This window comes from Megasphaera micronuciformis F0359 (genome assembly GCF_000165735.1).
Taxonomy (GTDB): Bacteria; Bacillota; Negativicutes; order Veillonellales; family Megasphaeraceae; genus Megasphaera; species Megasphaera micronuciformis.
On record NZ_GL538187.1, the window covers coordinates 1 to 19431 of the forward strand.

The 19431-nt window shown below is 46.0% G+C and carries 17 protein-coding genes and 1 other annotated feature; of the genes, 3 read left to right on the top strand and 14 right to left on the bottom strand.

Going from position 1 to position 19431, the window contains the following annotated elements; translation table 11 throughout:
• Nucleotides 1–453: 453 nt before the first annotated feature.
• Both rpsI and rplM read right to left on the bottom strand, forming a co-directional pair.
• Nucleotides 454–846 carry a 30S ribosomal protein S9 gene (gene rpsI / locus HMPREF9429_RS02910; protein WP_006941498.1) on the bottom strand — a complete coding sequence of 131 codons (393 nt, stop codon included), beginning with the start codon at nucleotides 844–846 and terminating at the stop codon, nucleotides 454–456.
• Between the two features lie 18 nt (nucleotides 847–864).
• Entirely contained in the window at nucleotides 865–1305 is a 441-nt protein-coding gene (gene rplM, locus HMPREF9429_RS02915; RefSeq protein ID WP_006941499.1) for a 50S ribosomal protein L13, read from the bottom strand.
• 282 nt (nucleotides 1306–1587) lie between these two features.
• Here rplM and HMPREF9429_RS02920 point away from each other — a divergent pair, with 282 nt between their 5' ends.
• Nucleotides 1588–2118, top strand: coding sequence for a cob(I)yrinic acid a,c-diamide adenosyltransferase (locus HMPREF9429_RS02920; RefSeq protein ID WP_006941501.1), 531 nt, complete (start codon nucleotides 1588–1590; stop codon nucleotides 2116–2118).
• 66 nt (nucleotides 2119–2184) lie between these two features.
• On the opposite strand, the gene HMPREF9429_RS02925 is transcribed toward HMPREF9429_RS02920, so the two are convergent.
• From HMPREF9429_RS02925 to HMPREF9429_RS02965, 9 genes are all read right to left on the bottom strand, one after another.
• Nucleotides 2185–3387: a multidrug effflux MFS transporter gene (locus tag HMPREF9429_RS02925; protein WP_006941503.1), complete on the bottom strand. Its 1203-nt coding sequence runs from the start codon at nucleotides 3385–3387 to the stop codon at nucleotides 2185–2187.
• 3 nt (nucleotides 3388–3390) lie between these two features.
• Nucleotides 3391–4056, bottom strand: coding sequence for an HAD family hydrolase (locus HMPREF9429_RS02930; RefSeq protein ID WP_006941504.1), 666 nt, complete (start codon nucleotides 4054–4056; stop codon nucleotides 3391–3393).
• A 138-nt stretch (nucleotides 4057–4194) separates the two neighbouring features.
• On the bottom strand, nucleotides 4195–4698 hold the full coding sequence (gene nrdG / locus HMPREF9429_RS02935) for an anaerobic ribonucleoside-triphosphate reductase activating protein (protein WP_006941505.1): 504 nt from the start codon (nucleotides 4696–4698) through the stop codon (nucleotides 4195–4197).
• Between the two features lie 18 nt (nucleotides 4699–4716).
• Nucleotides 4717–6867 (bottom strand): anaerobic ribonucleoside-triphosphate reductase, encoded by a 2151-nt coding sequence (gene nrdD, locus HMPREF9429_RS02940; RefSeq protein ID WP_006941506.1) that lies wholly within the window; start codon nucleotides 6865–6867, stop codon nucleotides 4717–4719.
• Between the two features lie 212 nt (nucleotides 6868–7079).
• Entirely contained in the window at nucleotides 7080–7808 is a 729-nt protein-coding gene (locus HMPREF9429_RS02945; RefSeq protein WP_006941507.1) for a tRNA threonylcarbamoyladenosine dehydratase, read from the bottom strand.
• Entirely contained in the window at nucleotides 7809–8177 is a 369-nt protein-coding gene (locus tag HMPREF9429_RS02950; RefSeq protein WP_040773529.1) for a VOC family protein, read from the bottom strand.
• A gap of 48 nt (nucleotides 8178–8225) precedes the next feature.
• Nucleotides 8226–11273, bottom strand: a complete 3048-nt coding sequence (locus tag HMPREF9429_RS02955; protein ID WP_006941509.1) for an AAA family ATPase — start codon at nucleotides 11271–11273, stop codon at nucleotides 8226–8228.
• Nucleotides 11270–12421 carry an exonuclease SbcCD subunit D gene (locus HMPREF9429_RS02960; RefSeq protein WP_006941510.1) on the bottom strand — a complete coding sequence of 384 codons (1152 nt, stop codon included), beginning with the start codon at nucleotides 12419–12421 and terminating at the stop codon, nucleotides 11270–11272. The genes HMPREF9429_RS02955 and HMPREF9429_RS02960 overlap by 4 nt, the downstream gene beginning before the upstream one ends.
• 123 nt (nucleotides 12422–12544) lie before the next feature.
• A complete protein-coding gene (locus tag HMPREF9429_RS02965; protein WP_040773532.1) occupies nucleotides 12545–12958 on the bottom strand; it encodes a Fur family transcriptional regulator in 414 nt (137 codons plus the stop codon).
• 206 nt (nucleotides 12959–13164) lie between these two features.
• Here HMPREF9429_RS02965 and HMPREF9429_RS02970 point away from each other — a divergent pair, with 206 nt between their 5' ends.
• Entirely contained in the window at nucleotides 13165–15339 is a 2175-nt protein-coding gene (locus tag HMPREF9429_RS02970) for a Tex family protein (RefSeq protein WP_006941513.1), read from the top strand.
• A gap of 157 nt (nucleotides 15340–15496) precedes the next feature.
• Nucleotides 15497–15740, top strand: a binding site (T-box leader).
• Between the two features lie 68 nt (nucleotides 15741–15808).
• The gene (locus HMPREF9429_RS02975; protein WP_040773535.1) at nucleotides 15809–17098 is read left to right on the top strand and encodes an O-acetylhomoserine aminocarboxypropyltransferase/cysteine synthase family protein; all 1290 of its coding nucleotides are present in this window, start codon (nucleotides 15809–15811) and stop codon (nucleotides 17096–17098) included.
• 144 nt (nucleotides 17099–17242) lie between these two features.
• Here the strand turns inward: HMPREF9429_RS02975 and upp are convergent, their stop codons facing one another.
• From upp to HMPREF9429_RS02990, 3 genes are read right to left on the bottom strand one after another with little or no spacing between them, the layout of a single operon-like run.
• A complete protein-coding gene (gene upp, locus HMPREF9429_RS02980) occupies nucleotides 17243–17866 on the bottom strand; it encodes a uracil phosphoribosyltransferase (RefSeq protein WP_006941515.1) in 624 nt (207 codons plus the stop codon).
• A 21-nt stretch (nucleotides 17867–17887) separates the two neighbouring features.
• Entirely contained in the window at nucleotides 17888–18325 is a 438-nt protein-coding gene (rpiB, locus tag HMPREF9429_RS02985; protein WP_040773538.1) for a ribose 5-phosphate isomerase B, read from the bottom strand.
• Between the two features lie 50 nt (nucleotides 18326–18375).
• Nucleotides 18376–19428, bottom strand: coding sequence for an L-threonylcarbamoyladenylate synthase (locus tag HMPREF9429_RS02990; protein WP_006941520.1), 1053 nt, complete (start codon nucleotides 19426–19428; stop codon nucleotides 18376–18378).
• Between the last annotated feature and the right edge of the window lie 3 nt (nucleotides 19429–19431).

Here is a 19431-nt window from a genome sequence, read left to right on the forward strand (position 1 = left end):
CACTCGCCGTTTGGCGACTCGTTTATCTTACCAAAGCATTGCTACTTTGTCAAGAAAACTTTTTGAAGATTTTCAATCTTCATTCGCAAGCACAACTGAGCGGATTTGTTCAATTCGTCCTCTGTCCTTGCGACAATATGAATTTTAGCATTTCCCCTTTATCGTGTCAAGGCGATTTTTATCTTTCTTTTTGTCTCTTTTGCGTTTTCCCTTTTATAGAAAAGAGACTTTTTATAAATATGCGCCCTTTCTTTCAACTTGCTGTACTTTTCCTATTTTTTAACTCTATATGAAGTATGATTCAATAAAAATATCGTAATTTTATTATTCTTCACTTTTATTAAGTCTTTCTTTTTCCGTCCTGCCTCTACGACCTTATATTGATTTTGCTGTCCGTACTTTTGGACAAAAAACGGCACGAACCGAAGTTCGTGCCGTTTGTCTGATAAAGTCTTAACGTTTCGAGAACTGCGAAGCCTTACGAGCTTTCTTCAAGCCGTATTTACGACGTTCTTTTTCACGCGGATCGCGTGTAAGGAAGCCGGCTTTTTTCAAACCTTGACGGAATTCCACGTCTACTTCCAAGAGAGCACGGCTGATACCGTGACGGATAGCACCTGCCTGACCGGAAGGGCCGCCGCCTTTTACGTCTGCAATGACATCGTATTGTTCCGTAACACCTGCCAATACGAGGGGCTGCTTAATAATCAATTCCAGCGTTTTACGACCGAAATATTCTGTCAATTCTTTTTTGTTTACTGTAATTTTGCCTTGACCCGGAACCAAACGAACTCTGGCAACGGATGTTTTTCTACGGCCAGTACCGTAGTATTGTGCTACTGCCATGAAATCTTCCTCCCGGTATTATCGAATATTCAACTTCAAAACTTCAGGTTTCTGTGCCTGGTGGGGATGTTCCGCACCTGCATACACATTGAGTTTACGATACATCTGTTCACCCAATTTGTTTTTCGGCAACATACCGCGAACTGCCATTTCCACTACGCGTTCAGGGCGCTTTTCGAGCATATGACCGGCCTGAGTAAACGTAGATCCGCCGGGATATCCGGAATGATGGAAATAGGTTTTCTGAATCAATTTCTTACCTGTCAATTTTACTTTGTCCGCGTTGACAACAATGACGAAGTCGCCTGTGTCTACATGCGGGGTAAATGTAGGTTTATGTTTTCCCCGAAGAATTTTAGCCACTTCGGCAGCAAGACGGCCCAGTGTTTGGCCTTCAGCGTCAACAACAAACCATTTCCGTTCAACATTGCCGGAATTGGCCATAAATGTAGTTTTCATGCTGTTTTATTCCTCCCTGTTTCGACTATCTGACCTAAGCTTTTGGGTTCTCTTTCTCCGGGGCTTGTGGAGTCCAAGTAAAAAGCTTACTTTCCTATTTTATAGATAATATCGGTGTTTGTCAAGAATTCACTTCTTTTTTCACCGATTTATCGTAACTTCTATATAATATAGTAAAAAGTTATTTTAGGCAAGGTTTTTCATCTGTAAGAAATATTCTTTACAACTCATCACCTCAACAGTAAGCTTAGTATAATAACAGTATTCATTTGACGAGGTGAAATGATGAATAAAGGACTTATACATATATACTGCGGTGACGGCAAGGGAAAAACAACGGCATCTATCGGATTGACCATTCGCTGTGTCGGTCGTGGCGGAAAAGTTCTATTTGTCCAATTTTTAAAAGAACGGAAAACGGGAGAAATTGCCGTATTGACAACTCTTCCTTCCGTTACGGTCCGCCGCGGAAAGGGAACGGGAAAATTTACATTTCAAATGAATTCCCTTGAATTAGCCGCCGCTAAAAAGATACAAGAAGAGACCTTTGATTATATTTGCCGAATCTGCCGAGAAAATCCGCCTGATCTCTTAATCATGGATGAGATCATCGGTGCGTGTACAACGGGCCTAGTTTCTGAAGACAAACTTATTCATTTTCTTACTTCCAAGCCGATACAAACGGAAGTCGTCCTGACAGGTCGCAATCCGTCGCAAAAGTTAATCGCCTTGGCTGATTATGTATCGGAAATAAAAAAAATAAAACACCCCTTCGACAAGGGCGTCGAAGCCCGCGTAGGAATCGAAGAATGAAAACAAGAGAGACTGTCGGGAAATGCCTGAACATTTTCCGACAGTCTCTTTTTAGGTAATGCGTCCCTACGCTTCAGACCGGTGCCGAGGATATATTGTTTTGTAAAAAGCAACTAAAGCACCGCCTTCTCCCAAAGCGAGAATAATAGCCATTGGCATAGCCGTATAACTACCGGCAATGCCTACAAGAGGAGCCATAAGTCCTCCCGAAACAAGAGAAAAGAAGCCGATAAGAGCTGCCGCCCCGCCCGCAGCTTTCCCGTGTGCCGCCATAGCCAGGGAAAAGCTGGATGCCCCCATAGCCGAAAGGGTCGATACGGTGACAAACAATACGACGGCAATAAATACTACCGAAACTTGAAAAAAGAGGCCTAAAAATAATACGATACTTCCCGCAAACGCCAGTATCAACGCACACCGTAAAATTTTCCAATCCTCCGCATGGCCCGCCAAACGACTGACGAGAAGCCCGGTAAGCCACAAGCCGATACCGTTAATACCGAAAAGGTAACTATACGCTTGTGCCGACAAGTGGTACACGTTTTGAAAAAGAAAAGAAGATCCGGCAATATAAGCAAAAAATGCGGCAAATGCAAAGCATTGCATTATACAATGTCCCATAAAGTATGTATCCCTCATGAGAATCCTATACATAATCAGACTTTTTTTCAGCCCGCCTTTTCCCGTCATCTTCAGAGTTTCTTTAAAGATAAGCGAGCCGACAGTTAAGCCTACTGCAATAATAAATAACAGTGCAAAAACCCCTCGCCACGAAAAGAACCTCAAAATTTGCCCCCCTATGACGGGAGCCGCAACGGGCGCCAGACCGTTGACCAACATGAGCATGGAAAACAACTTCATCAACTCGGGTCCACTCGCTATATCACGCACGACGGCACGGGCAATAACAATTCCCGCACCGCCGAAAAACCCCTGTAGCAAACGAAAACACAAAAAGGGATAAATACTGTCTGATAAAAAACAACCTGCCGTAGCCAGGGAAAAGATAAGCATAGAAGCAATTAAAGGCGGTTTGCGGCCGAAAATATCGCTAAGAGGTCCGGCAAACAGCTGTCCTACAGCCATACCTACGAGGGAACCTGTCAAAGTCAGTTGCACCATAGATGACGACACATTAAAGTTATCGGTCATAGCCGGTAAGGCCGGTAAGTACATGTCTGTCGACAAGGGAGCTATGGCAGCCAACAATCCCAGGAATACGATAACAACGGGAGAGATTTTCTTACTTATTACAGTTTTATCGGTCATATCTTATAAAATCTCCTCTTCTTGTAAGCAATGTACCGCTTCAATCAACGAGTCGCAAATATATAAAGCTTTATGTGCGATAACCTCATCTATGACAGCCAAATCGGGTACCAGAATAACCGGGATTCCGCCTGTTTCAGCAGCCTTCAATCCGTTTTCCGAATCTTCAAAAACCAGTGCATCCTGCGGCTTCACATCAAAATGTCGGCAAACAGCTAAAAAAATATCAGGATACGGTTTTCCCCTTTTAACGGTTTCCCCGCTCTGCAAATAAGAAAAGTACTCACGTAAACCCGTCTTATTCAACAATATTTCGATTTGGATTAACGGGGATGATGATGCGACGGCACAAGGAATCCCCCATTTTTTCGCATGATTTAAAATTTCTTTCACACCCGGCTTTACGGGAACAGGATGTGCATTATACCATTCATTCTGGCGACGTATTTTCTCTGCACAAAGAGATTCAAAAGGGAAATCTTCTCCTATTTCTTGTAGAAAAACTTCCTTTCCGCCGGCATAGCTCATGCCTATAACGCCTTGCAATACCCCTTCGGGTATGGTATACCCTTTCTCTTTTGCCACTTCTTTCCAAATTTGCGCCGATATGGGTTCCGTATCAAAAAGGGTACCGTCCATATCGAAGATAAACAGTTTCTTCGCTCCCACAGCGTCTCTCCTTTTTTATAATTATATTTATTATACAGACCTGACCCATGATTTCAATATAAAAGAAGAGAGCCCTCCGCGCCGCCCGTAGGCACAGATGAATCTGCCACTACGAACCGCAACGGAAAGGCTCCGTTTCTATCTCCCGTCAGGCCATAACAGTACGACCTGTTTTTGTTTTTGCGTCTCTTTTACATCAATAATGCGTTGGTTCGACGAGCCTCTAAAATACAGCCCCGGATCTTTCAGTGCTTCTTGAAAAGGTCCGTCTACCAATACATCACAAAGTTCCAACAAGGCTTTTCGGCCTTCGTCCTTAACAAGCTCTTCATAAACATACCCGGAATAAACCCATATATTCGTATCAACCGCTTCTCTCACCCTCCGAATTACGGGAATAAGTCCGTCCGTATTCTGCATCGGTTCTCCCCCCAAAAGGGTCAGTCCCGATATGGTCGGCTCTTTCAAGTATGAAATAACTTGGTCAGTTTCCTTATCCGTCCACAAGGTGCCGAATTCAGGATTCTGATATTCTTCATTAAAGCAGTTATAGCAATGATGGGTACAGCCGGTTACGAAAACGGAAGTTCTGATACCGGGCCCGTTGGCAATATCCATTTTCCGTATCTGTCCGTATCGCATAGCGACTCCTCTCAATGCTTAAATGTGCATAACGCGAGACTTGATTTCCTGCGTTCTGCCTTCATTCCAGAAATTTTCTCCTAAATACCCGCATGTACGACGAATAACCGTCAGTTTAGTTTTATCTGTATTGTGGCAACGCGGGCATTCCCATTCATTATTTTTATTCAACACGATTTCACCGTCGAAACCGCATTCATGGCAATAATCCAGTTTCGTATTGAATTCGCCGTAGCTGATATGGTCATAAATGTATTCAATCATCGTCAAAATAGCCGGAACATTATGAGTCATGTTAGGTATTTCGGCATAACTGATGCAACCGCCTGTGGACTTGTCTTCAAACTCAGATTCAAAGGCAAATTTATCGAATACATTAATAGGTTCGCGTACGTCTACATGGTAGCTGTTCGTATAGTAACCCTTATCGGTAACATCTTTAATATTACCGAAGCGGGAACGGTCCTTCTGGCAGAAGCGATGGGTCAGGCTTTCTGCCGGTGTACCGTACAAGGCGAAGCCGATATTCGTTTCTTCACGCCACTTTTTAATATGTTCGTTCAAATCATCCATAATACGGTGAGCAAACCGTTTGCCTTCCGGAGTCGTATGCGAAACGCCCTTGGTCAACAAGGTAGCTTCATACATACCGATATAGCCGAGGGACAACGTCGCATATCCGCCGTACATGAATTTTTCTATCGATTCACCCGGTTTAAGTCGGGAAATGGCCCCATATTGCCAGTGAATGGGCGATACATCGGACGTAATCTTCTTCAATAATTCTACGCGCAACAATAAAGCCTTCTTGCACAGTTCCAAACGTTTATGGAGAATTTGGAAGAATTTTTCTTCATCTCCGTCAGCCAAAATACCGATTTGCGGCAAGTTAAGAGATACGACCCCCATATTGAAACGACCGTCGAACTTGTAATTACCGTTTTCATCTTTCCACGGACTGAGGAAGGAACGGCACCCCATAGGACTGAATACATTACCTTCATAGCTTTCACGCATTTTCTTCGCCGAAATATAATCGGGGTACATTCTCTTAGCCGTGCATTCGGCAGCTAACTCGGTCAAATAATAGTAAGGCGAGCCTTTACGCGCATTGTGTTCGTCCAAAACATAAATCAATTTCGGGAAAGCCGGTGTAACATATACATTGGCTTCGTTCTTAATCCCCTGAATACGCTGACGCAAGATTTCTTCATCAATCAGAGCCGCTTCCTTAGCATATTCGTAGTCGGGTTGAAAATACATGAATAATGTAACAAAAGGAGCCTGTCCGTTCGTTGTCATTAATGTATTAATTTGATACTGAATCGTCTGAATGCCGTCTTTAATTTCCTTTTTAACGCGCTTCCAAGCAATTTCTTCAGCCTTTTCCATATCCGGTTCGATGCCGTATACATCGCGTTGCTCTTCTACAACCGCTTCCAAATACTTCTTAAAGGACTTACGGACATAAGGTGCCAAAATACGGTCGATGCCGTTAATAGACTGACCTCCGTACTGACCGCTCGCCACTTGAGCGATAATCTGCGTCGTAACCGTACAAGCAACCTGGAATGACCGAGGCGTATCGATTTTCTTTCCGTTAATAACCGTGCCGTTAGCCAACATATCTTCCAGGTTAATAAGGCAGCAGTTGAACATAGGCTGAATGATGTAGTCCATGTCATGGAAGTGAATAGCACCGCTATCATGAGCCTGAACGATGTCGGCGGGAATCAACTTGCGGCGTGCAATATCCTTGGAGATTTCACCGGCAATCAAGTCCCGTTGCGTAGAAACAACATGGCCGTTCTTATTGGAGTTTTCATTCAAAACATCAAAATTCGTATTATCCAACAAACCGAATACGTCCGTATCCGTCGTATTGGTCTGCCGTTTAAATGCCTGAATGGTTTTATAGTTTTCGTAGGCTCTCGCCGTAGCCGGGTTATTGGCTTGAATAAGACGATAATATACCTGATCTTCAATGGCATAAATCGTCATTTCCTTATGCATTTCTTTGGCATAATCTTCAATCTCTTTAGCGATGCGATCGGCCTGACCGTCTTCATAGATGCCGCTACTGCTGTTCATTGCCTTTTCAATAGCTACCGCAATTTTCTTACGGTCAAAAGGAACCTTAGTACCGTCACGTTTGATAACTTCCAACATTTTACATCCTCCATACAAAATACTGTAGTTTTATTTACAGGCCGATGGTTATCTATACCATATATGCCACTCAAGTCGTGTTGACGACTACAAGTATAATACTACCTCTAGTAGGTGATGTCAATTAAAAACTACCATATCATGAAAATTACCCGGTCAAAAAGGCCTGTCATGCCCACAGTTATGCGAGTTATTTCTTATATATCAATTCTTTATAAGTAACCTTTATTCTTTTTTATACCCAAAAGGTCCCGAACGACGGCACCGGCCATAATCAGACCGGCAACGGAAGGCACGAAGGATATACTGCCGGGGCTGACTCGTGCCGAATCTTCCGGTATCTTGTGTGTCACGGGAATTTCCTTGGAATAAACGACCTTCAGTCTGCGAATACCTCGTTCCTTCATTTTCTTACGCATAATTTTAGCCAACGGGTCGACAGATGTATTCTCGATATAGTCAAGTTCAAACAGTTCGGGATGCAGCTTATTACCGGCTCCCATGGAAGAAATGAGAGGAATACCGAGCTCATATGCCTTTTCCGCAATAGCAATCTTGGCCGTCATATTATCGACGGCATCAACAATATAATCGGGGTTAACGTCTTTAATAAAGTCGGTATCTTCTTCGGGTAAGTAGAACCTCACTTGTGCGTCTACATAAATATCCGGATTGACAGATCTCACCCGTTCAGCCATAACCTCTGCCTTGGCCCTGCCTACAGTCGACGGCAGGGCTCCTAACTGACGATTGATATTCGATTCGTCAAAGACATCTTTATCGACAAGAGTGAGTTTACCGATGCCGGCTCGGACGAGGGCTTCCACTGTAAAGGATCCCACACCGCCCAATCCGAATACGAGTACGGACTTCGTCGCCAAGGCGGCGACCCCGTCAGAGCCGATCAGCTTTTCCGTCCGCACGGTATATTCTTTTTTCATTTACATATTCTCCGGCACAATTTCCAGCCAATATCCGTCAGGATCGACAATAAAATAAATCCCCATATCCGGATTTTCATAAACGACACAATCCATTTCTTTGTGCTTTTTCAAAGCACCTTCCATGTCGCTTACGGAAAAGGCCGTATGAAACTCGTTTTCACCGAGATTATACGGTTCCGTTCTCTTTTTGAGCCAAGTCAGCTCCAATTGGAACGGGCTGATACCGTCACCGAGATAGACAATGGTAAATTCATCTCCCCCGTCAATTCGCGATTGCTCCGTAAGTCCCAAGGCTTCTTTATAAAAGTCGAGACTTCTCTGTAAATCGAGAACATTAAAGTTTGTGTGTTTAAATGTAAATTGCATTTTATCTTCTCCTTTTATATCAATATATACCATACAAAAACTTACTTACTAATTTACTTCAAAAGCGGCTGTACTGCCCCTATTAGTCTTATTGACATGAAGTCGTGTCGTAATACGTTCCCGCAATTCGGATACATGGGAAATAATCCCCACTAAACGACCGCTTTCTTGCAGAGAACTCAGTACGCTCAATACCGTATCCAATGTTTCGCTGTCCAAGGTTCCGAAACCTTCATCAATAAAAATCGTATCAAGGCGTACACCGCCGGCATAGGCCTGGACCGTATCGGCTAATCCCAGAGCCAAGGCGGTAGAAGCCAGGAAGCTTTCACCGCCCGACAAGGTATTGGCCGGCCTGGCACAACCCGTATATTGATCAAACACCTCTATATCCAGACCGATCTGTTTTACCCGTTTGTCTTCCCATGTCGTAGAACGTTGTAACGAATAGCGTCGGCGACTCATAATGGCAAGGCGCAAGTTGGCTGCCGTCAAAACCTCATCAAGCAGAGCTCCCAACACATACCGTTCCAAACTGATACCGCTCTGCTTACCCGACGTCAACTCATAGAGACCGCCGACGGCGGCAAATTGTTTCTGCAACTCGTTCTGCTCGTTGCGCAACTGCCGAATTTGCCCTATGGCCTTATCCATATTTTCCAAGACGACCTTTGCATGTTCCGCCGCAGCGACCAGAGCCTTATATGCCGCATCTTTTTCAGCCAATATTCTTTCGCTTTCCTTTAAATCGGGCCGTGTCTTGCCTGCTGTTTCCTTGCGTTCCGCAGCTATCTGCCCTTCTACACGATGAACTGCCGCACTGTACTCGTCAATACGCCTTTTCAATTCATCTCGTTGGTCGATTGACGCCTGCATGAGCCGACAATCGTCCCAGCTTGCGAAGCCGTCGGCGAGAACCTTTGCCGTTAACGCCTTTTTTTCCGCCCCGTACTTTTCACGCAGACGTGCTACTTCTCCACACAGGTTCGCTATCTCACCTCTACTTGTAGCAATACGCTTCTCTACGTTGCGCACGAGATCTTCTAAATCCCGTTTTTCTTTGTCATAAGCCTGAACGACCGCATCTATGTCGCACAATCGTTTTTCTGCGTTCTCTATGTTACGGTACTCAAGAGGTACATCTTTTTCCAAATTTTGAACGATCACCTTTTTTTCAATGCGACTTCGTTCGGCTTCATCGAAAAGACGAGTCTTCTCATCTTTCTGAAGTAAGGCGGCTTGACGTTCTTTCTGAATCGCGTCGATTCTTTCCGTAAACGACTTGTACTCAGCCGCCTTCTTGCACAATCCTTCGTATTCTTCCTTCGCCTGCCGTTCCTTCTCCAGCCAGACTGCTATATCACCGTCTGCCGGAACTTCTTCCCGCAAGCGAGTATGCTCATCCTCCTTGGCTTTCAAAAAAGCCTCTTGGCGTGAACGATACATTTGAGAGTCTGTCAGCTTCGCCTTAGCAGTCGCCAAGACCGTTTCAGCCGCCGTTACTTCGTCTTCTGTAGGAATCTGTCCCGTTTCACTTGCCGGTGCCGGATGATAGAGAGAACCGCACACGGGACAAGGATGATTTTCTTCCAACTCTTTTGCCAAGACGGCGGCTTGTCCGCTAAGGCGGGCTATTTGTAAGGTCTTAACTGTCAAATCGGCTTTCTTTTCCGCTTTTTCCGCCGCCTCTACGGCACTTTGAGCCGTCTGACAGGTCTCCTTCAAGGCTCTTATATCATTTAAAAGCGACTGAGCCGTCTGTTCAGTCTTGACACGTTCCTCACATTGCCGTACAACGACGGAAGCCTTCTCCGCCGCTTCCGGTGCGGTTTTCAACTTTTCCCTTGCCGCTTTTATTCTACCTTCTTCTTCATCCAACGCAGTATAAGCCGCAATGACATCATTTAACACACGTGATGCTTCGGCAGAAGCCTTTTCGGCTCGAACCAGTTCCGCCTGTGCCTGTCCGAGCCCCTGTACCTTCGGCAATAAATTTCGCAATACGAGGGCTTCCCTTTCACTTGCATCCCTCTCTTCCTGCTTTTTTGCCACGGCTTGAAGTTGCGCCTGTTTTTCCTTCAGTTCTTCCTCTTCCCGTAGGTTAGCCGCTTCCTTTTCATCAAGAAGACGTTTGCGTGCTTTCCCTTCCGTCTCCCATTGTGCCAACGACCTGTACTGCGGTTCGTAAACAGCCGCTTTATTTAAAATATCCAACTGTTTTTCCCGTTCTTTTTGAACTTCGCTGCCGGCTTGCAAGGTCTGTAACTCACGTTCCGCCTTTTCCAAGGCTGCAAAATGAGATTCTACGAGTCGGTCCGTTTCAGCTTGTTTCCGTCTTGCCGCCAAGTCATCGGCACTCGCTTTTACCTCACGGCGAGCCGCTTCGACATCGGCCGTACGTTTTTCCCGTTCGCCCTCTATCTGAGCTTCTTCGCTTAAGCCCAAATCGTGTAAAATGCGGTCGACTTCGGCATTTCCGTCTTTCTGACGACTGGACAAGGCATCATACCTGGACCTCACACGCTCTTGGAAATCCTCGTATTTTTGAGTGCGAAACAGGGTCTGCATAATCTTTTGCCGTTCATCCGACTTGGCCAACAGGAGCTTTCTGAAATCGCCTTGCGGTAAGAGGACGACTTGGCGAAACTGTTCGGACTTAAATCCCAGAAGAGCTTCTACAGCCGTCGTAACTTCCGGCTTTTTAACTCCCATAAGCCGCAAATCCGTCCCGTCTTTATCCGTTTCATAAAAAGCCGTCTTCGCTTTGACTCTCTTCATAGTACCGTTTTTCGCAGCAATTTCCTGTTCGGGATTGCGTTCAATGCGATAGTATTTTTGTCCCACGGAAAAACGAAAAGACACACGCGTCATCGTTTCAGGTGTCGCATGTTCACTGCGCATATGTGCTCCTGTTCGTTCATTGCCGCTCGTATGTCCGTAAAGAGCATAGGTTATGGCGTCAAGAATCGTCGTCTTCCCGGCCCCGGTAGGTCCGTAAATCAGGAAAAGAGTCTTATCACCGAGTAAGCGAAAATCCAGGACCTGTCGTCCCGCATAGGGTCCGAAGGCATCCATTTCCAAGTAAATCGGTCTCATTCTCTCTCTCCTTCTTCATCATACAGTTCCTTCCACACCTTCTCAATAAGACGCCTTTCCTCTTCCGACAAAGGCTGATCGGGCCTCATAGCTTCAGCGAAAGACGCAAAGAGCTCCATATCGCTGAAAGACCTCAATAGGTGCGAACGTTGGCCTGATGTTTCGGCCACAACCCGTTCAGGCATTTCCATTGCCATCAGATTGGGATACTTACGTCGTCCCTTTCCCATAGCGTCGAGAATGGGCTCCTTATCCTTTAACCGTAACATGACATAATCATCCGTATGCTCGTCGGCCGCTTCCATAATTTCCGAGAAATATCCGGTTATAACCCGTACATCTCGAGAGGCTTCCAAGGGATGAAAATCCGTCTTGACGCGCCCGTCTCCATCTATTTCAACAAGGATAACCCCTTTTTGCTGCGAGGCTTCACTGAAAGAATACTTCATAGGACTGCCGGCATATCTGACGGTGTCGCTTCCTGCTTTCTGAGGCCCGTGCAAATGCCCCAATGCGGCATACGTAAAGGGTTCAAATATATCGGCACCTACAGCATCGGTGCCGCCTACGGCCAAGGGACGCTCCGAGTCACTACCCGTGCTTCCTGCTAAAAAAGCATGGCCTACCGCTACGCTTCTCCGTCCGGGTATAAGTCGTTTGCACGCATCGTCCCGTATTTTTAAGAGAGCTTCTTCATGGTCATGAATCGTTGTGTCCCCATACAAGAGCCGCACTTTAGCCGGATCCGCATAAGGCAGGAGCACGAAATCAACAGGGCCGTACGAATCACTCAATGTCACAACAGTTCCGGAAAGAACGGGATCACCGGCTATATACAGACCTTCTCTTTTTAATAACGGACCGGCGAAATCAAGACGTCTACCACTATCGTGATTGCCGCCTATAACGATAAAGGGAATCTTCAAGTCTTCTACAATTTTCGTCACTACATGACTGAATAATTCCACCGCTTCCGCCGGAGGCAAACTGCGATCATAAACATCGCCTGCCAAGACGACCGCATGGGGATGATAAGACTCGACAAGCGGTAAAAACTGCTCGGTCAGCAACTGCCGTTGCATATCCGTTAAGTATTCTCCGTAGAACATCTTCCCCAAATGCCAGTCTGCCGTATGTATGATTTTCATAATACAGTCCTTTCCGCTTACAATGTAATGTGAATCAATTATAGCATATCCCTTGAATAGACCGAGATATAGTGACAGAAAAAAGCTGCGAGACACGCTCGCAGCTTTTAAGGCATCTTCATACTATACTTTTTTATTGCGGCATTGGGGACATAATCCCGTAAATGCTACACCGACGGAGTCGACTACATAACCTGTCTGCTCAGCCGCCGCCTTGGCCATACCATCCTGGTCAATGTCCACGTCTGCAATTTGATTGCACGACGTGCAGCGAATGTGTGCGTGAGGCATTGTATTATAATCGTAACGATGGGCATCTTCACCGCATTGCAATACTTTAACAACACCGATTTTCGCAAAGATTTCCATCGTCTTGTATACAGTAGCCAAACTCATGGAAGGATACTGAGGTTGTAACTCTCGGTAAATGACTTCCGCATTCGGATGCGTCGGATTATGCTCGATTACTGCATATACAGCCAATCGTTGCGGCGTAACTTTATATCCGTTTTGCCGTAACACTTCAGCAATATCCACTATAGCCACCCCCCCTTCTGTGTTGATACCTGTAAAAAACGCTCTTTCCTTTTACAGATAGAGAATTTTCTTTATTAAATTGTAACCGTTATTAATGAAATAATCAATAGGGTAATTGAAATTTTTTATTAATTTTCTTGCATAGACCGTATCTCATTGACGCCGCCCTTGTTTTTCCGCATAATAGGCCGAGAAAGGAGTCTACCATGACAGAAGACCGGATTATATACAATATAGCCTCTGATTTGAAAATCAAGCCGCATCAGGTAAAGGCAACCCTCCATTTACTGGAAGAAAAAAACACGATTCCCTTTATCGCACGCTATCGTAAAGAAGCGACAGGCTCCTTGGATGAAGTACAGTTGCGAGCCGTACAGGAACGTTTTGAATATGAAAGCCTCCTGGCCGACCGCAAAAAAACCGTGGAGCAAAGTATTCGTGAACAGGGGCTTTGGACACAAGACCTGTCTCGTTCCTTGGAAAAAGCAACTCTTCTTCGCGAAGTAGAAGATCTATACCTTCCTTACAAACCGAAAAAACGAACAAAGGCTTCAGCCGCTCGTGAAGCGGGCTTGGCCCCCTTTGCAGAAAGAATGATACGGCAAAATCAGCGTGATCCGTCGCCGGAAAGGGTAGCCGCATCTTATGTAAACGATACCGTTCTTTCTACAGAAGATGCGATTAACGGAGCTCTTTATATTATTGCCGAAACCCTGTCGGAAAATGCCGACTGCCGACAAGCCATTCGCAAGGACCTTTGGAAACATGCCGTACTGGAGTGTTCCCTAAATGTTGATGAAGACGAAGCCGGTCCTTTTGCTACTTATAAAGACTACAGCGAACGAATTTCTCTCATGCCGAGCCATCGAATTCTTGCCGTTACTCGCGGAGAAAGTCTGAAAATATTAAAAGTACGTTTACAAGCCGACCATGAAGCCCATATAGAACGTTTATCCCGGCAACTCATTACCGGACCTTCGCCGTATACGAGCTTACTCAAAGCGGCGGCGACCGACAGCTACAAGCGCCTTATTTTTCCGCAATTGGAAAGAGAAATAAGAAACGAACTCTTCGAACGCGGTGAAAAACAGGCCATTACGATTTTCTCCGAAAATCTACGCAGTCTTTTGATGCAACCGCCCTTTACGCAACAAACGATCCTCGGTCTGGACCCGGGATACCGCACCGGTTGCAAAGCTGCCGTCATCGATCCTACAGGAAATGTCCTTGACTACGGTACGTGCATGCTCACCGGTTCGGAAAAACAAAAAAGCCTGGCTGCCGACACGCTTACCCGTTTTATTAAGACCTACGGAGTCAATCTCATCTCCATCGGCAACGGTACAGCTTCTTATGAAACGGAACAATTTGTATCTGCCCTGATTGGTGACAGAAAACTTCCGTGCTCCTACATTATCACCAATGAATCCGGGGCCTCCGTATACTCCGCCTCCGATTTGGCACGTGCCGAACTTCCGGACCTGGATGTAACCATCCGCGGTGCCGTATCCATTGCCCGGCGTATCCAAGACCCCTTGGCCGAATTCATAAAAATCGACCCTAAGTCCATCGGAGTCGGCCAATACCAACATGACGTAAATCAGAAAAAGCTGACTTCCGCCTTGGATGACATTGTTGAATCGGTAGTAAATCGAGTAGGTGTTGATTTAAATACAGCCTCTCAAGCCTTATTACAACATATTTCAGGACTGACAGCCGCCACGGCAGGCAATATTGTAGCTTACCGTAATACTAACGGTCCCTTTCACAGTCGCAAAGAGCTGAAAAAAATCCCGCGCTTAGGTGCCGCTACCTTTACTCAATGTGCGGGCTTCTTACGCATAAAAGACGGCACCGACCCCCTGGATAATACCTCCGTACATCCCGAATCCTATAATTTGACAAAAAAGATTGCTGCTCATTACGGATTCAGTCTCCACGACTTGAAAGACGAAATGCATCTAGATGATTTAAAAAAGAAAGTTCAAGAAAGTGATGCCGCCATATTAGCTCCCCTTCTTGATGCCGGCGAACCGACTATACGCGATATTATTTCCGAACTTCGCAAACCCGGTCGCGATATTCGCAGCGATCTGCCTCAACCTTTAACGCGAAAAAAACTCATGTCTCTTGACGAGCTTCAAGTGGGGACTGTCGTAAAAGGAACGGTGCAGAACGTGGTTGACTTCGGAGCCTTCGTCGACTTCGGTTTGAAAACGGCAGGACTTATACACCGCTCCGAGCTGAGCACTCGTCCCTTTAAACACCCCTTGGATATCCTTCATACCGGTGATATTGTAGAAGCGCAAATCATCGGCGTTGAAGCCAAAAAAAATCGTATCGCCCTATCAATAAAGGCTCTCGAAAAAGTCAAAAACTGAAGACCCTGTCACTGATTCATACAACCGGAAATTCCTTCTTTATATATTAAGAATAAATTATTACATGCTTTTAACTTCTCTTTTAATTGCAAAATTTCTTCATTTTTTTATTTGACAGTATCAATTTCTCATGATAGACTTACGTCATCAAATTAATACAGGTGCAATGAAGAGAAGAGTACATGAGAGTGACTGTCACAGAGAGCTTCCGTTTCGGTGCAAGGAAGTACATGATATTTCATGGAAGATGGCCTCTGAGCAGGTAGCCGAATAATTAAGCTGCCCGGGAACACCCGTTACAGTGTTAGAGTATTCAGGGCCTTGTGCCTGCGTACTTGAAAAGGCATATATCGCGAGGTATATGTGAAATTGGGTGGTAACACGGTACTTCCGTCCCTTATGGGGCGGAAGTTTTTTTTATGGTCCCGACTGACTATCATTATTTTATAAGTCTATGGAGGAAACAAACATGAGCGAACAAACAAAAAATTACAAATTCGAAACGTTACAACAACACGCAGGACAAGTTCCCGATCCCGTAACAGGTTCCCGTGCCGTCCCTATTTATCAGACAACTTCTTATGTTTTTAAGGATACTCAGGACGGTGAAGATCAATTCGCACTCCGTCAGCCGGGTTACATTTATTCCCGTTTGGCTAACCCGACTCAGGAGGTCTTTGAAAAACGTATTGCCGCATTGGAAGGCGGCACAGCCGCTTTGGCAACGGCCAGCGGCTCTTCGGCTATTTCTTTGGCTGTTCTCAATATAGCCGGTGCCGGAGATGAAATTGTGGCAGCTCCGACTCTCTACGGCGGTACGGTAGAACTCTTTACGGAAACATTCAAACATATCGGCATTACGACACGCTTCTTTAATCCCGACAAGTTGGACAGCTTAAAAACCGCAATTACGGATAAGACTAAGTTGGTTTACATTGAAAGCCTCGGTAACCCGGCTATTAACATTCCCGACTTCGAAGAAATTGCTCGCATTGCCCATGAAAACGGGCTGCCTGTCTTTGTAGACAACACCTTTGCTACTCCGTACCTTTTCCGTCCCCTTGAACACGGTGCCGACGTCGTCTTACATTCGGCAACTAAATTCATCGGCGGACACGGTACAACCTTGGGCGGTGTCATTGTCGAAAACGCATCCTTTGATTGGGCCGCTTCGGGTCGTTTCCCTGAACTTACTTCTCCCGATGCCTCCTATAACGGTATCAACTTCTTCAAAGACGTTCCTACAGCTCCCTTCGTAACACGTATTCGCGCCAAGGGACTGCGTGATCTCGGGCCCGCAATCAGCCCGTTCAACGCCTGGTTACTTCTGCAAGGAACGGAAACCTTATCGCTCCGCGTAGAACGCCACGTAGAAAATGCTCGTAAAATTGCGGATTTCTTGGAACACCATGATAAGGTGTCCAAGGTAAACTACCCGTCCTTACCGTCTTCTCCGTACTACAAATTAGCTCAAAAATATTTTCCTAAAGGAGCCGGCTCCATCTTCTCCTTCGAATTAAAGGGCGGCTATCAGACCGGTCGTGATTTCATCGATAAGACGGAGATCTTCTCCAATTTGGCTAATGTAGGCGACTCCAAGTCTTTACTCATTCACCCCTCTTCTACGACTCACCAGCAGCTTGATGCCAAGGCTCAGGAAGCTGCCGGCATCACGCCGGGTACGGTTCGTATATCCGTAGGCATCGAAAATGTAGATGACTTAATTGCCGACTTGGAACAGGCCTTAGCTTCCGTATAACTATTATACGAGATATACAAAAAGGTCATGGTACGTAAGTGCCATGACCTTTTTACAATTCAATTCACGACCGTTACCGCCACATCTAAAAATCCCCCTATAGCCCGCAAGTGCGGCTTATAGGGAGATTTTTATTATTATGATTTATTTTGTCCCAAAAATACGGTCACCCGCATCGCCGAGTCCGGGCACGATATACCCGTGTTCATTCAATTTTTCATCTAAAGCGGCTACAAAAATCTTAACATCCGGATGATCGGCGTTAATCTTTTCAACACCCGTAGGTGCCGCAACGAGGCACATTAACTTAATATGTTGAATACCTCTTTCCTTTAAGAGAGTAATAGCTGCGGAAGCGCTGCCGCCGGTAGCCAACATGGGATCGACAATAATGAAGTCACGTCCTTCCACATCGGGAAGTTTACAGTAGTATTCAACCGGTTCCAACGTCTGAGGATCTCGATATAAGCCGATATGACCGACCTTAGCCGTCGGGATGAGATTCAACATTCCCTGTACCATACCCAAGCCGGCACGCAATACGGGAACAATACCCAACTTCTTACCGCTGATTTGTTTTCCCGTCATCTTTGTTATAGGTGTTTCTATAGCTACATCTTCCAAGGTCAAATCACGAGTAATTTCATAGCCCATGAGCATTGTAATTTCTTCCAGTAATTCACGAAAATCTTTCGAACCCGTTTCTTTCATGCGCATTAAGGTTACCTTATGTTGAATAAGAGGGTGATCCATTACTTGTACTTCCATGATGAGACTCCTTCCGCTTCCTTATTTATCTAATTCCTTAATCATATTGACACGAATTTCATGGCGACCTCCGTCAAACCCGGTGCTCAGAAAAACATCGACAATAGCCTTAGCCAAACCCGGGCCGATAACCCGTTCACCCAGGGTCAAGATATTGGCATCGTTATGGCGTCGAGCAAATTCTGCTGAATACGTATCGCCGCACAAGGCTGCACGAATACCGTGAATCTTATTAGCTGCAATCCCGATGCCGATCCCCGTTCCGCAAACCAGAATGCCCTTATCAAAGGTTCCGTCCGCCACTGCACGAGCCGCTTTTTCGGCAATGAGAGGATAATCGCACCGTTCAGGCGTATGAGTTCCGTAATCGGTAAACTCGATACCTTTTTCCGTTAAGTGGGCTTTGACTTCTTCCTTCAGTCTAAAACCGCCGTGATCACTTGCAATAACCAATTTCATTCCGTCGCCTCCTCCGTAACCCTGTTTATTATACACGAATTTATACAAATTTACACGGTCATAACATCTCCGTCCGCCGCTTTTTTCATTCGATTCATAACAGCCGTACCTATACCGCCTGTCTCTACCCCTTCCGCAACGATCAGATCGACGGGATGCTCATCAAAAAACAACAGGCCTCGATATAATTCTTTGGCCAGTTCCGTCTTATTGCCGTGAGTGCCCCAACAATAAACGTCTTTACCCGTCACTTCAGACTTTTCAATAACCTCCCGACTGAGTAAATACCCCAGACGTTTGCCGTCGTTTTCCGCTGCCGTGCGTACCTCGCCGACAGCTTTACTTACCTGATCCGCACTTCCTACGAAAACCCGTACCGGCGCTTCCGGTGCATAGTGGCGATATTTCATGCCCGGCGCCTTAGGCACTCCCTTACCGGTAACAAGATGCGTATCCGTCGTCACATAAGGAGCAACTTCCGCCAGCATTTCTTCCGTAACCGCCCCGGGACGTAAAACCGTGACCACATTGTCCAAAACTTCGACAATAGTCGATTCTACGCCTACTGTACACGAACCGCCGTCCAGAATCATGGCTACACGTCCTTCCATGTCATGGAAAGCTTCAGATGCCGTTGTCGGACTGGGGCGACCGGAAAGGTTGGCGCTCGGTCCGGCAACAGGTACTCCCGCCGCTTTCAAAAATTCTCGACAGCCTGCATGGTCGGGACACCGCAGAGCCACCGTATCAAGACCGCCCGTAGCCGCATCGGGAACCGTATCCTTGCGAGGCAACACTAAGGTTAAGGGGCCGGGCCAGAATTTTTCAATCAATGTTTCCGCCAGGGGCGGTAAATAAGAAACGACCGCTTCGACTCCGGCTTTATCGGGAACCGTCAAAATAAGCGGATTGTCACTGGGTCGTCCCTTTGCTGTATAAATGGCCCTGCATGCAGCGGCGTCCAGCCCGTTGGCGCCTATCCCGTAGACAGTCTCCGTCGGAAAAATGACAAGCTCGCCTTGGCGAATCAATCTACCGGCTTCTTCCAAAACATTTTTATCCGCTGACGTGCCGGTGAGTTTCACCAGCTTCGTATCTTTCACAGT